This is a genomic window from Levilactobacillus paucivorans, from assembly GCF_001437125.1.
Classification (GTDB): domain Bacteria; phylum Bacillota; class Bacilli; order Lactobacillales; family Lactobacillaceae; genus Levilactobacillus; species Levilactobacillus paucivorans.
On the sequence record NZ_JQCA01000020.1, the window covers coordinates 1 to 14062 of the forward strand.

Below are 14062 nucleotides of genomic sequence, written 5' to 3' on the forward strand. Positions count from 1 at the left end.
AAAACAGACAAAAAACCGGTATTAGTTATTCACCAATACCAGAAAGTGTAGACCCGATTATTTCTTGATTACCAACAACAGTTTTCTTATGTCTTTAGCGTCCACAGCCCGGCCTAAAAGCAGAAAAAAAGGTAGCTTGATCACGGCGATCAAGCTACCTTCATATGAACTTTACCAACAACAGTTGGCATAGCGTCTAAATTACTTAGTCATAATAAACATGGGTAAAATCATTGGGTGACGTTCAGTCTTCGCAAAGAGGAAGTTTTGAAGGTCATCAATGACGGCGTTACGGATGGAAGCCTCGGTTGCCTTCGGATTACGCATGGCTCTGCGAATCGTCTGGAAGACCCGACGACGACCTTCATTGAGTAACTCACCGGACTCACGCATGTAAACGAACCCACGTGAGAGGAGGTCGGGACCGGCCTTGATTTCTTGGTTCTTCAGGTCGATAGTTGCAACCACCACCACAAGTCCTTCTTCGGAAAGCAATTGACGGTCGCGTAAGACGACGTTGCCAATGTCACCGATTCCGGAACCGTCGATGTAGACATCACCAGCACTGAAGTGGCCCGCAACCCGGGCGGAGTCCTTAGTCAGTGCTAAGACATCCCCATTTTGGAGGATGAAGCTGTGATCGAGGGGCACGCCACATTGTTCGGCTAATTCGGTGTGAATCTTCAACATCCGGTATTCCCCATGAATTGGCATAAAGAATTTCGGTTGCATCAGCCGGAGCATCAGCTTCTGTTCTTCTTGACCACCATGACCAGAGGTATGGATGTTGTTAACCTTCCCATGGATGACGTTAGCGCCGGCTTCTTCCAGTTCGTTAATCACCCGGTTCACGGAAATCGTGTTACCAGGGATTGGGTTACTAGAGAAGACGACGGTGTCACCGGGTTGGATTGAAATCTGACGGTGGGTTCCGTTGGCGATCCGGGAAAGGGCCGCCATCGGTTCACCTTGAGAACCGGTACAAAGAATCATAACCTTGTTGGCCGGTAGGGAGCGAATGGCATTGGCATCGACTAACGCTTCGTCAGGGATGTTCAAGTAGCCCAATTCACGACCGTTAACGATCGCCGCTTCCATGGAACGACCGAAGACCGCGATCTTACGACCGTGAGCCAGGGCAGTTTCACAGGCAGTTTCAATCCGGGAGATATTTGAAGCGAAGGTGGCGAAGATTACTCGGCCTTCGACTTGATCAAAGATCTTACGGATTGACTTGCCGACCCATTTCTCAGACTTGGTCCAAATTGGACGCTCGGCGTTCGTGCTATCAGACATCAGGCACAAAACACCGTCGGCTCCCAACTTGGCCATCTTTTGAAGATCAGGCGGCTGGTTGGTAACGGGCGTCAGATCGAACTTATAGTCCCCAGTTTCCACGATGGTGCCGACCGGAGTGTGCACGGCAATCCCTAAGGTATCGGGAATGGAGTGGGTGGTCCGGAAGAAGGTGACACTCATCTTCCGAAACTTCAGCACAGTATCATCGTCAATTGTGTGTAACTCAGTCGATTTAAGTAATCCGTGTTCTTCGAGCTTGTTCTTAATCAACGCTAAGGCCAACGGACCGGCATAAACCGGAACGTTAAGGGCCTTGAGTAGGTACGGGATACCGCCAATATGGTCTTCGTGGCCGTGGGTGATCACTAGCGCCTTGATCTTGGCTTGGTTTTCAACGAGATATTGATAATCGGGGATGACATAATCAATCCCTAATAGTTCGTCTTCAGGAAACTTGATTCCGGCATCGATCAGGATAATTTCATCTTGAAATTGAATACCGTAAGTGTTTTTCCCAATTTCACCAAGTCCACCCACGCCAAAGATAGCGGTCTCGTTATTTTTGACGTTTAACTTGTTCATTCAGTGAACTCCGTTAATTTGTAATTCGGATTCTCTTGTTCGTAAGCCAGGGTCTTACCTTCCATGGCTTCAATGAATTCGATGTTATGGTCTGTATGGGCCTCAACTTGGGCACGGGCTTCAACTTCGGTGTCCGCCTCCAGGTAGAGAGAATGGGTTTCCTCGCGCTTAGGATTCCGTTTTTTATCATTTTGATAATAAACTTTATAAATCACTGACAAAACTCCTTTAAAAAAATAATTTAATTCACCATTGGAGAAGTGAATCATTTATGTCCTTCCGAACTGCGGGTTGCTTACACAACAATTAGCACAATTTTAGCATAGTTTCAGGTGATTGTATAGAATTACCCCTAGACCGAAAAACATGCTATGATTAAGCTAACGCGAAGTGAACGGAGGAGACGCCATGGCATTAATAATAGAAATAATCATTGGGATTATCATTGCCATTGTAGTTTACGAAATGATTCACCGGATGATTGTCCAACGTGCAACCCGGATTGTCCGGCGATCGGCTCAGGACGATACTGATATGGCAGTTAAGGCCGCCTTACAGCGGCTGGTTAATGACCAGGTTCTCAGCGAGGACGAGGCCCAGATTCAACGGGCCGAAACCGTGGCCGACGTGTGGGGCAGGGGGGTCATGGCGTTTGAGTACAGTCTACCCGCGGCTATGGACACCGAACGCCGCTTGCCAGAATTAGAGCGAACCTTGAATGTGGCGCTGGCCAGTTACAGTGCCGACCATCAGATTAAGTCGGTGGGAACGGGGTCAGCGTTCATCGTGAGTGATATTTGGGAATATGAGAATCACTTGCACTTAGACGTTGCCTATTTAATGAATGAATCCACGGTTGAATATTTAAAAGATTTAAAGAAATTAAATGATCCGGCTATGTAAATAGCGCACAAAAAAGCTCCGAGGATGTGAAATCCTTGGAGCTTTTGCCGTTTAGTCAATCATAATGGTGTCTTCATCGCGACCGAATGGTTGGTCCTTGTCAATGTGATCGTAGAAGAGCGTGCCGTGAAGATGGTCAATCTCGTGTTGGCAAACAATGGCCGGGTAGTTCTTCAAACGGACCTGATGTTTTTCACCGTTCACATCGTAGTACCGCAACGTAATGCGATCATGACGGGGAACGAAACCGGGAACGTCTTTATCCACGGAGAGACAGCCTTCACCCTCGGTGAGAGCACCCTGTTGAACGGATTCCGACACGATGACGGGGTTGATGATGACGTCCGTGAAAGGTGACTTGCCGTTTTCTTCTGGAGCTGGTACCAGGACGGAAGCCATCTTCTTGGAAACCCCAACTTGAGGGGCAGCTAAGCCAACGCCAGCCCGTAAGCCGTACTTCTTACATTGTTCGGGATCTTGAGATACCACGAGGTATTCCATGAGATCCTTGGCGAGTTGTTGGTCTTCTTCAGAGAGGGGGAACACGACGTCTGCGGCTTCTTGACGTAGAACGGGGTCACCGTCTCTGACAATATCTTTCATGAGAAACACGAGCATTACCTCCGAAATTTAATCATAATTATCTTGTATTTTAACATACAACCACCCGAAAATGAAACGGTTAGAAAATGGTTTCTTGAGTTAAAAAATCGAGAAAACAGACGATCATAAGCACAATGTGAAAAGCAGCACAAACCATTTATTCACATGAATGAAAGGGCTTGCAAGAGGTGTGAAAAAATGGTACTTTATAACTGTAGTCAGGAAACGCACAGTTAGCTCACTCTTGTTAACAATTTCATATCAAGTGAAAGGAAAGTGTTACTTATGGCTAATGGAAGCAAACAGATTGTAGACTTTGCCAAAATCAAAGCTACGATGGCCGATCCGTATAAGCACCCGGTGCAAGTCATTGACCGGGAGGGTACGGTGGTTGATCCGGAGATCTTTGCGAAGTATTCAGATGATCAACTGGTAGACTTTATGAAGAAAATGGTTTGGGAACGGACATTGCACGAACAAACCATGAACTTTTCTCGTCAAGGTCGCCTCGGCTTCTATGCGCCAACCGCTGGTGAAGAAGCCAGTGAGATGGGGAGTGTAACTGCCTTTAAGGAACAAGACTTTCTGTTACCTGCCTACCGGGATTTGCCACAAATGATCCAGCACGGGACGACCGTTGCTAAAGGATTCTTGTGGTCCAAGGGGCATGTTGAAGGAAGCCAACACCCGAATCCAAATATGATTTTCCCTCAGATCATCATCGGGGCTCAATACGTTGAAACCGCCGGTGTTGCTCTGGGTATTAAGAAGAACAAAGATGAAGACCGTGTGGCCTTTGCCTATACTGGTGACGGTGGGACTTCTCAAGGGGACTGGTACGAAGGGGTTAACTTCGCCAGTGCCTTCCAGGCACCCGCAGTCTTCTTTGTTCAAAACAATGGTTGGGCAATCTCAGTGCCTCGTTACAAACAAACCGCGGCGGAAACACTGGCTCAAAAAGCGGTTGCCATGGGAGTTCCTTCCGTCCAAGTTGATGGGATGGATATCGTGGCGGTTCACGAAGTTGCTAAGGCTGCCAGAGACTTTGCCGTTGCCGGCAATGGCCCCGTTGTGATTGAAACCTTAACTTACCGTTACGGTGCGCACTCCTCAGCAGGGGATGATCCTTCGCGTTACCGGACTAAAGAAGAAGAAAAGCCTTGGTTCGATGCTGACCCACTGATTCGGTTACGTAAAGTGTTAACCGATAAGGGAGTTTGGTCACAGGATCAAGAAGACAAATTAGTTGCCGATTATAAAGATGACTTCAAACAAGCAATGAAGGAAGCAGAAGCTGCACCTGCACAGAAGGTCTCCGATTTCTTGAAGTGGACGTACAACGTGCCAACGCCGGCTGTTAAGAAGCAAATTGCAGAATTCGAAGCAAAGGAGTCGAAGTAATCATGGCTAAAATGACATATATTAAAGCGATCACTTCCGGTTTGGATCAAGTCTTGAACGACGATCCAAAGACTTTGATTTTTGGTGAAGACGTGGGTAAGAACGGTGGGGTCTTCCGGACTACCGTTGGCCTGCAAGACAAGTATGGTGAAGATCGAGTCTTCGATACGCCACTAGCCGAATCCGGGATTCTTGGATTAGCGATTGGGTTATCACTGACCGGTTGGCGGCCAATTCCAGAAATTCAATTCATGGGCTTCACGTTCGAAGCTATGGATGGGATTGTTGGTCAATTAGCTCGTGACCACTACCGGTTTGGAGGACAAAAGAACTTCCCTGTGACGGTCCGGACCCCATTTGGTGGGGGAACACATACCGCCGAAATGCATGCCGATAACTTGGAAAACTACTTCACCAGTACCCCAGGGTTGCGGGTTGTGACTCCTGCCAATCCATACGATGCTAAGGGAATGATTATCTCGGCCGTTGAAAGTGACGATCCAGTGCTCTTTATGGAAAACTTGAAGCTCTACCGGTCAATGAAGGCTGAAGTTCCCGATGAAAAGTACACGGTTCCGTTAGACTCCGCTAAGGTGGTTCGTGAAGGAACTGATATCACGATCGTGGCCTACAGTGCCGAAGTGAATGAATCCTTGAAGGCCGCCGATGCGTTGGCTAAGGATAATATCTCGGCTGAAGTCATTGACTTACGTTCCTTGTCGCCAATTGACACCGAGACCATCTTTGCTTCTATCGACAAGACCCACAAAGTGGTTATTGTCCAAGAAGCCCAACGGATGGCCGGGGTTGGGGCGACGGTTGCCGCCGACATTGCCGAAGAGAAGATTATGTCTCTGGATGCCCCAATCGGCCGGGTAGCGGCGCCAGATAGCGTTTACCCATTTGCCCAGGCTGAAAATGACTGGATTCCAAATGCGGACGATGTCGAAGCCAAAGCACGTGAAATCTTTAACTATTAAAATTCCCGTTTAAAAAGAAATTAATGTGGGATTATTCGTATTCTAATGAAAGAAAGGAAGTTTTCCCATGGCTTATACGTTCAAACTCCCTGAGCTTGGTGAAGGAATGGCCGAAGGCGAAATTTCTTCATGGCTTGTTAAAGAAGGAGATACCGTTAAGGAAGACGACACATTAGTCGAAATCCAAAACGATAAGTCAGTTTCAGAATTACCATCCCCAGTTGACGGGAAGGTTGCTCAGATCGTCGCACAGGAAGGGGACACCGTTGAAATTGGTGACCCACTCATCGTGATTGACGACGGGTCTGACACCCCACCTGACTTAGGTAAGGGTGATGCCGCTGCAGATGCTGCGCCAGCAGAATCAGCACCAGCACCAGAAGCACCAGCTGCAAGTCCGGCACCGGTGGCCGCTGCCCCAACGGGTGTCCCAGCCGCTTCCGATCCGAATAAGCTCGTGATGGCGATGCCTTCAGTTCGGCAGTATGCTCGCGACAAGGGCGTCGACATTACTCAGGTGGCCCCAACCGGGAACCATGGGCAAGTGTTGAAGGCCGACATCGATAACTTTAACGGTGCCGTTGCACCAGCTGCTGCCCCTGCTAAGGCTGCTGCGAGTGCACCAGCTGCGACTAAGGCCACGGGCCAGGCTATCAAGCCTTGGAACGCCGATCGTCCAGAATTGGAGACGCGTGAACCAATGTCCCCAATGCGGAAGATCATTGCCAAGAGTATGCGGGCTTCTAAAGACATTGCGCCACATGTCACGTCATTTGATGAAGTTGAAGTTTCCAAGCTGATGGCTAACCGGAAGAAGTACAAGCAGGCTGCCGCCGACCGCGACATTCACTTAACCTTCTTGCCATACATCGTGAAGGCCCTGGTTGCTGTTATGAAGGACTTCCCAGAGTTAAATGCCTCGATTGATGACACTACGCAAGAGATTGTCACGAAGCATTACTACAACATTGGGATTGCCACGAACACGGAACACGGTCTGTACGTGCCAAACATCAAGAACGCGGACTCTAAAGGGATGTTCCAGATTGCGAAGGAAATCTCTGAAAACAGTCAAGCGGCTTACGACAACAAGTTATCACCAGCGTCAATGGCCGGCGGATCGATTACGATTAGTAATGTTGGGTCGATCGGTGGGGGCTGGTTCACGCCAGTCATCAACCAACCTGAAGTAGCTATTTTAGGGGTTGGCCGAATTGAAAAAGCACCATACGTCAATGAAGATGATCAAATCGTGATTGGCCGTATGTTGAAGTTATCATTGAGTTATGACCACCGGTTAATCGATGGGGCCTTGGCTCAAAACATCTTGAATGAATTGAAAGCCTTGTTTCATGATCCAGAAATGCTCTTAATGGAAGGATGACAGGAATATGGCAGATGTTGAAAAAAAGGATACCGTCATTGTTGGTGCCGGCCCCGGCGGTTATGTCGCTGCGATTCGCGCGTCTGAATTAGGCCAAAAAGTTACGTTGATTGAAAAGTCCGATACGCTGGGCGGTGTCTGCCTCAACGTTGGTTGTGTGCCTTCCAAGGCATTGATTCAGGCGGGTCACCGTTTGGAACAGGCTAAAGACGCCTCGACCTATGGGATTTCGACGCAAGCAGCGACGATTGATTTCAAGCAAACGCAGCAGTGGAAACAAACCAAGGTCGTTGATCGGATGACCAGCGGGGTTAAAATGCTGATGAAGAAGCACCATGTCGACGTGGTTAACGGCGAAGCGGTCTTCCTCAGTGATACCCAACTGCGGGTCATGCCAACCGGTGAAAAGCAGTTTATGTCGACTGATACCGGTCAGACGTTTGAATTTAATAACATCATCATCGCTACCGGGAGTCATCCTATCGAAATTCCTGGATTCAAGTTCGAAGGCCGTGTGGTGGATTCCACTGGTGGTCTGAACTTGCCAGAAGTGCCTAAGGAATTCGTGGTGATCGGTGGGGGTTACGTCGGAACCGAATTAGCTGGGGCTTATGCCAGCTTAGGGGCCCACGTCACCATCATCGAAGGAACGGGTTCGATTCTGCCTAACTTTGAAAAGGACATGGTTGCTGTTGTCCTCAAGAAGTTAAAGAAGAAAGGTGTCGACGTTATCACGAATGCGATGGCCAAGAGCTCTAGTCAAGACGATCAAGGCGTTGCGGTCACCTATGCGGTTGACGGCAAGGAAACCACGATCAAGGCAGATTACTGCATGGTTACTGTTGGTCGTCGGCCAAATACCGACACGCTGGGTCTCGAATACACCAAGGTTAAATTAGACAAGCGTGGTTTGATCGAAGTTGACCAACAGGGTCGCACCGCTTCAGAACACATCTGGGCGGTTGGTGACGTCGTTCCTGGTGCCGCCTTGGCTCACAAGGCCTTCGCCGAAGGTAAGACAGCCGCCGGTGCCATCTCTGGTAAGAAGACCGCTAATGACTGGACCAGTGTGCCAGCCGTTTGCTTCGCCGATCCAGAGTTAGCCACCGTGGGCTACACTCAGGCAGAAGCTAAGGATAAGGGCTTGAAGGTGAAGACCTCGAAGTTCCCATTTGCTGGGAATGCTCGGGCCGTCTCACTGGATGCACCGGATGGCTTCGTTCGGTTCGTCTACACCGATGATGAGAACCAAAACGTCGTTGGGGCCCAAGTCGTGGGACCTGAAGCCAGCACCTTAGCTGGTGAATTATCCTTAATCGTTAATGGGGGGATGAACGTCGAGGATGTTGCCTTGACGATTCACCCACACCCAACGTTAAATGAACCCATTCAAGAAGCTGCCGATATTGCGTTAGGCTTCCCAACCCACATTTAGTGGGCGAGCGACAACTCTATCTTTACAGAAAAGCGAGGAGCTTAGGTTCCTCGCTTTTTTGCGTGGCTAGGACGTTGTGATGAAGAACATTCCTAAAGTAGTTGCGCTTGCTATCCGGGACCCTTTACTTATAATGGAACTATGTGGTTTAAATATGACGGTTTAAAGGAGGGTCACCATGAACCCAACGTTACTGATTCAAGGCAATTTTGATCAAGCCAGTCAGCTGTTACAGCAGCTTCTGATCACTGATCTGCCACTTGATTGTGTAGTTATGCCGAATACGACAACGGACACACCGCGGTATCAGTCGCTGGTGGTGGCCAGTGCCTTGTGTCCTCATCTGAGTATTCGGGTAGGCACGGCCAGCGACTATGGTCAAGCGACCTGGATGGTGGTGCTTGACCGCAACTTAAAGGACGCCACCTTGCAGTCGCGAGTTGATGAATTACGCTTATTAATCAAGCGCATTGTTGAAAATGGGTTCGATGGACAACTCGTGTTCTCCGGGGAGCAGGATGAACTTTTGGCCTACTTTGCCTGGAAATTCTCTGGATTACCAGCCAGTCAAATCTGGGGGCTGGGGACTTATCCGTTAACCCGACTGTTGACCTATCGCTTGGCCGAGCGCCTGGGCGTTGGGGCTGCCGTGATTCAGGCAGCTGTCGTCGGCACGGCTAGTCAGCCCATCGCGGCCTGGAGCCGAACCTATGTGGGACCAGCGCCAATTCTGATGTACTTGGCGAATGCCGATGCCAACTTTGATGCCGATGATTTGGGTAAGATGAGCAGCTGGCTCGAACGAGAGGCGGCCGGTGATCAGGCCACCTTGCGTGACATGGCGTTGATTCGCCTCCTACAGGCGAACTTTGCCGATCAACCGCTGATTGCCTCGGTCACCAATATTCATCAGGAAGACCCCGTCTATGCGGCGGCTACGCCGGTGTTGGTCGGGAAGAAAGGAGTCAAACACCTGACCAACTTGGTGCTTTCCGAAGATGAAGAGCAGGCATTTGCAGCTCAGATTAAAGCGATTCGAACTGAAATTGAACAAATTGAAGGACAACAAACGGAGGGAAAATAACCGGTGAAGTCGAATAGTAATTATGAATATCCATTGCAAACAGATTGGTCCACGACAGATATTGTGGCGGTTACGGCCCTCTACCAGCGTGTGGAAGACGCGTATGAACTGAGTCAAGGGGTTCCGGCAGCTGAGATTATCGCGGCTTATCGGGCATTTCAAACGGTGGTGCCGCAAAAGTTTGAAGAAAAGCAACTCGGCAGAGACTTTGAAAAGGTGTCCGGATACAGCATTTACCGGACCGTTAAGCAGGCCAGAGAACAGGGTGGCAAAATCAAGATGCAGGAGGCCCGGCGGTAATGACACAGGATTGGCAACAATTGAACCGTGACGTGATGGCTGTGCTGCAAACGGCCCGGCAACGGGTGCTCGATCGCATGGCGTCACCTTTAACTGTGGCGGAGAAGACCAACCGCAAGGATCTCGTGACCAATGTGGATCGCGAGAACGAACAGTTTTTGGTCAGTGAGATTCGGCGGCTTGACCCCGAGGCCCATATCTTAGGTGAAGAGGGTTTTGGCGATCGCTTGACCAGTCTGAAGGGGCGGGTGTGGATCGTCGATCCCATCGATGGCACTATGAATTTTGTGAAGCAGCATGATAATTTTGCCATGATGATTGGGATTTACCAAGATGGCGTGGGTCAACTGGGCTTTATCTACGATGTCATGAAGAACGTCCTGTATCATGGTGGGAAAGCCGTAGACGGCGTTTGGGCCAATCAAGACCAGTTGACGGCGCCCATGGATTTGCCGTTGGCTGAGGGCCTTATGGGGGCCAGCTCGCCCATCGTGATTCACGACATTGCCCACATGCAGGCCATTGTTCATGCCAGTTCGGGGATGCGGATCTACGGTAGTGCCGGGATCGAAATCATTAATTGCTTGTTAGGGAAGACGGTGGGGTATATTTCTTACCTGAAACCATGGGATATTGCAGCCGGTCAGATTCTCCTGAATTGTTTGGACGTTCGGGTCTCAACTATTGACGGGCGGCCGCTCGATATGCTATCATCTAACCTTGTACTAGTAGCGACGAAAAAAGCGCAACGTGATATTCTCCAAATTGAAGAAGATGACGTCTCACTGTGACACTGTCACAGTTTTTTTATGCGGCCGGCCGGTTTGGATGGACTTTGCCGACCATTGACGCTACAATAAAGCGTACTTACTGATGTAAGCATGCTATGATCCATCTAATTCACCAAGCACGAAAGGAAGAAATACACTTGAAAATCAGAGATGATATCCGCAACATTGCCATCATTGCCCACGTTGACCACGGGAAGACGACCCTGGTTAACGAAATGCTGAAACAATCCGATACGTTGGATGAACACGCGTCAATCGAGGACCGTGCTCTTGATACCAATGCAATCGAAAAGGAACGGGGAATCACGATCCTGTCCAAGAACACTGCCGTTCGTTATGGCGACAAGCAAATTAACATCTTGGATACCCCAGGACATGCCGATTTCGGTGGTGAAGTTGAACGGATCATGCGCATGGTTGACGGCGTTCTGTTGGTTGTCGATGCCTACGAAGGTACGATGCCACAAACGCGTTTCGTTTTGAAGAAGGCTTTGGACCAACACTTGACGCCAATCGTTGTTATCAACAAGGTTGACCGTCCAGGTGCCCGTCCTTCTGAAGTTGTGGACGAAGTTTTGGATCTCTTTATTGAATTAGGGGCCGATGAAGACCAACTGGACTTCCCAGTGGTTTACGCCTCAGCAATGAACGGGACTTCCAGCTACGATCCAGAACTGGACACGCAAGAACACACGATGAAGCCAATCTTTGACACCATCGTTAAGCACATTCCAGCACCAATTGACAACACCGATGAACCTTTACAGTTCCAAGTTGCCATGCTGGATTACAACGACTTCGTTGGTCGTATCGGGATTGGCCGGATCTTCCGTGGGAAGATTAAGGTCGGCGATAGCGTTTCCGTTATGAAGTTGGACGGTTCTAAGCAAAACTTCCGGGTTACCAAGTTATTTGGTTTCTTCGGTCTGAAGCGTTTGGAAATCAACGAAGCCCAAGCGGGTGACTTGATTGCCGTTTCTGGGATGGATGAAATCAACGTTGGTGAAACGGTGGTTGATCCTAGCACCCCAGAGCCACTTCCAATCTTACGGATTGACGAACCTACGCTGCAAATGACTTTCCGGACGAACGACTCCCCATTTGCCGGTCGTGAAGGTAAGTTTGTGACGTCTCGTCAAATCGAAGAACGTCTGAAGCGTGAACTGCATACCGACGTTTCTTTACGTGTTGATGACACCGACAATCCTGGTGCCTGGGTCGTTTCCGGTCGTGGTGAACTTCACTTGTCCATCTTGATCGAAACGATGCGTCGCGAGGGTTACGAATTACAAGCATCTCGTCCAGAAGTTATCTACAGAACAGTCGACAACGTTCGTTGTGAACCGTTTGAATCTGTTCAAATTGATACCCCTGACGAATACACTGGTTCAATCATCGATACCCTTTCACAACGTAAGGGTGAAATGAAGAACATGGAAGCCGTTGGTAACGGTCAGACTCGTTTGACTTTCTTAGCCCCATCTCGTGGGTTAATCGGTTACTCAACTGAATTCCTGTCCTTGACTCGTGGATACGGGATCATGAACCACACCTTCTCCAAGTACTTGCCAGTTATCAAGAACTGGAACCCAGGTCGTCACAACGGGACTTTGGTTTCTATCAACTCTGGTAAGGTGACGACTTATGCCATCATGGCCGTTCAAGACCGTGGGATCATCTTTACCGATGCCGGTACTGAGGTCTACGAAGGCATGATTATTGGTCAAAACAGCCGTGACAATGACATTTCTGTCAACATCACGCGTGGCCGTAACCAAACCAACGTCCGGGCTGCCGGTTCTGAAGATATCGCCAAGGTTAAGTCACCATTGAAGATGTCTCTGGAAGAATCACTGGAATTCATCAACGAAGATGAATACTGTGAAATCACCCCAGAACACGTTCGTTTACGTAAGCAAATCTTAAACACGAGCGAACGTGAAAAAGCTGCCAAGAAGCGGAAGACTGCTTCACGGAAGTAATTTCTAAAACAAAATTTTAATAACGGTAAGGATCGCGGGTTAACCGCGTTTCTTACCGTTTTTTTATCGAAAAAATTCGGGCGAGCTATGCTATAATGTAAACATTCGATTGCCGTTTTAAAACGGTGGACTTGGAGCGAACAAAAGGTATGCGAAAGTTAAAATATTTAGATTATTTCATCGCCGTACCCTATCTGATCCTTAGTCTTTTTGGGATTGTGATGGTGTACTCAGCCAGTGCAGACATTGGCTCACAAAACGGGGGGAGTCCCGTTAGCTACTTGATCAAGCAGGCCATCTACGTGGTGATGGGCCTGGTGATTGTGGCATTCATGCTTTCATTGAATATTAATAAGCTCCGAAATCGCTCGGTCCTTCGGCTAGCTGGTTGGTTGGCATTCGGGGCATTGTTTCTTCTGATTGCAATGGGCCAGACTATTAATGGGGCGGCTGGTTGGTTCCACTTGGGGCCCATCAGTATCCAACCGGCGGAGTTTGTGAAGTTTTACGTGATTATTTGGTTGGCTAATGCCATCGATCATCGGCAGGATGAGCTACAGGTAGAAAACTGGTGGGTGCCCATGTGGCGGCCAGTGCTGATTTGTTGCATCATTGTGATTTTAATCTTTGTACAACCTGATATGGGTGGGGCTGCGATTAATGCGGCTATCATTTTAGTTATGTGTCTTGCAAGTGGGTTTAACTATCGACGGGCCATCGTGTATTTTTCCGGACTTTTTCTCTTCATTGTTGGGATCGTATTCCCAATAGCCGTTAAGTTCACTGAGAGTGGCCACGTGCATAATTATAAGCTCCTACGACTTGTGGCATTCATCAACCCATTTGATCATGCCCAAACCGTTGGGCAACAACTGGTTAATTCCTACTACGCACTGAGTAATGGGGGAATCTTTGGTGTCGGTTGGGGGAACAGTATCCAGAAGACAGGGTATCTGCCCGAACCAAACACCGACTTTATCATGGCTATTGTTGCCGAGGAGTTGGGGTTAGTGACTGCACTTATCCTGATTGCCCTATTATTCACGATCATTATGCGGATAGTCTTAGTTGGTATTCGCAGCCACTCGGCTTATCAGAGTTTGGTTTGCTACGGTTCGGCAACTTATTTGACTATTCAGACGCTCTTCAATTTAGGCGGGGTGCTGGGTATGTTGCCAATTACCGGGGTGACCTTTCCCTTTATCAGTTATGGGGGATCAAGTACCTGGACATTGGCGTTAGTGATGGGTGTCGTTCTTAATATTAGTGCCCGCCAGAACCGAGAACGGCAAGCCTAACTGCACAAAGGAGGATGAAT

At 48.9% G+C, this 14062-nt stretch carries 13 protein-coding genes; 10 read left to right on the top strand and 3 right to left on the bottom strand.

Translation table 11 applies throughout. The annotated features are described in order from the left end of the window. Positions 1-201: 201 nt before the first annotated feature. Positions 202-1881, bottom strand: a complete 1680-nt coding sequence (rnjA, locus tag IV54_RS00885; RefSeq protein WP_057877513.1) for a ribonuclease J1 — start codon at positions 1879-1881, stop codon at positions 202-204. Next, on the bottom strand, positions 1878-2096 hold the full coding sequence (locus IV54_RS00890; protein ID WP_057877594.1) for a DNA-directed RNA polymerase subunit epsilon: 219 nt from the start codon (positions 2094-2096) through the stop codon (positions 1878-1880). Before IV54_RS00890 ends, rnjA begins: the two co-directional genes overlap by 4 nt. A gap of 193 nt (positions 2097-2289) precedes the next feature. Here IV54_RS00890 and IV54_RS00895 point away from each other — a divergent pair, with 193 nt between their 5' ends. Next, the gene (locus IV54_RS00895; protein ID WP_057877514.1) at positions 2290-2784 is read left to right on the top strand and encodes a hypothetical protein; all 495 of its coding nucleotides are present in this window, start codon (positions 2290-2292) and stop codon (positions 2782-2784) included. Between the two features lie 51 nt (positions 2785-2835). Here the strand turns inward: IV54_RS00895 and def are convergent, their stop codons facing one another. Continuing rightward, the gene (gene def / locus IV54_RS00900; RefSeq protein ID WP_057877515.1) at positions 2836-3396 is read right to left on the bottom strand and encodes a peptide deformylase; all 561 of its coding nucleotides are present in this window, start codon (positions 3394-3396) and stop codon (positions 2836-2838) included. Between the two features lie 276 nt (positions 3397-3672). Here def and pdhA point away from each other — a divergent pair, with 276 nt between their 5' ends. The 9 genes from pdhA to IV54_RS00945 all read left to right on the top strand — a co-directional run bounded on the left by pdhA (position 3673) and on the right by IV54_RS00945 (position 14042). Next, complete coding sequence (gene pdhA / locus IV54_RS00905; RefSeq protein WP_057877516.1) at positions 3673-4788, top strand: pyruvate dehydrogenase (acetyl-transferring) E1 component subunit alpha; 1116 nt, start codon at positions 3673-3675, stop codon at positions 4786-4788. Positions 4789-4790: 2 nt separating this feature from the next. Then, complete coding sequence (locus IV54_RS00910; RefSeq protein WP_057877517.1) at positions 4791-5768, top strand: alpha-ketoacid dehydrogenase subunit beta; 978 nt, start codon at positions 4791-4793, stop codon at positions 5766-5768. A gap of 67 nt (positions 5769-5835) precedes the next feature. Further along, positions 5836-7152, top strand: coding sequence for a 2-oxo acid dehydrogenase subunit E2 (locus IV54_RS00915; protein ID WP_057877518.1), 1317 nt, complete (start codon positions 5836-5838; stop codon positions 7150-7152). Positions 7153-7159: 7 nt separating this feature from the next. Next, positions 7160-8587, top strand: coding sequence for a dihydrolipoyl dehydrogenase (gene lpdA / locus IV54_RS00920; protein ID WP_057877519.1), 1428 nt, complete (start codon positions 7160-7162; stop codon positions 8585-8587). Between the two features lie 178 nt (positions 8588-8765). After that, positions 8766-9671, top strand: a complete 906-nt coding sequence (locus tag IV54_RS00925) for a Rossmann-fold NAD(P)-binding domain-containing protein (RefSeq protein ID WP_057877520.1) — start codon at positions 8766-8768, stop codon at positions 9669-9671. A gap of 3 nt (positions 9672-9674) precedes the next feature. After that, positions 9675-9971, top strand: coding sequence for a UPF0223 family protein (locus IV54_RS00930; protein ID WP_057877521.1), 297 nt, complete (start codon positions 9675-9677; stop codon positions 9969-9971). Then, positions 9971-10762 (top strand): inositol monophosphatase family protein, encoded by a 792-nt coding sequence (locus tag IV54_RS00935; RefSeq protein ID WP_057877522.1) that lies wholly within the window; start codon positions 9971-9973, stop codon positions 10760-10762. The genes IV54_RS00930 and IV54_RS00935 overlap by 1 nt, the downstream gene beginning before the upstream one ends. Positions 10763-10899: 137 nt before the next feature. Continuing rightward, complete coding sequence (gene typA, locus IV54_RS00940) at positions 10900-12744, top strand: translational GTPase TypA (RefSeq protein WP_057877523.1); 1845 nt, start codon at positions 10900-10902, stop codon at positions 12742-12744. Positions 12745-12893: 149 nt separating this feature from the next. Beyond that, entirely contained in the window at positions 12894-14042 is a 1149-nt protein-coding gene (locus tag IV54_RS00945; protein WP_057877524.1) for an FtsW/RodA/SpoVE family cell cycle protein, read from the top strand. Positions 14043-14062: the final 20 nt, after the last annotated feature.

Coding starts and splice junctions, on each gene's coding strand:
- IV54_RS00945 (WP_057877524.1), top strand. CDS start 12,894: ATGCGAAAGTTAAAATATTTAGATTATTTCATCGCCGTACCCTATCTG.
- lpdA (WP_057877519.1), top strand. CDS start 7,160: ATGGCAGATGTTGAAAAAAAGGATACCGTCATTGTTGGTGCCGGCCCC.
- IV54_RS00935 (WP_057877522.1), top strand. CDS start 9,971: ATGACACAGGATTGGCAACAATTGAACCGTGACGTGATGGCTGTGCTG.
- pdhA (WP_057877516.1), top strand. CDS start 3,673: ATGGCTAATGGAAGCAAACAGATTGTAGACTTTGCCAAAATCAAAGCT.
- IV54_RS00895 (WP_057877514.1), top strand. CDS start 2,290: ATGGCATTAATAATAGAAATAATCATTGGGATTATCATTGCCATTGTA.
- rnjA (WP_057877513.1), bottom strand. CDS start 1,881: ATGAACAAGTTAAACGTCAAAAATAACGAGACCGCTATCTTTGGCGTG.
- IV54_RS00910 (WP_057877517.1), top strand. CDS start 4,791: ATGGCTAAAATGACATATATTAAAGCGATCACTTCCGGTTTGGATCAA.
- IV54_RS00915 (WP_057877518.1), top strand. CDS start 5,836: ATGGCTTATACGTTCAAACTCCCTGAGCTTGGTGAAGGAATGGCCGAA.
- IV54_RS00925 (WP_057877520.1), top strand. CDS start 8,766: ATGAACCCAACGTTACTGATTCAAGGCAATTTTGATCAAGCCAGTCAG.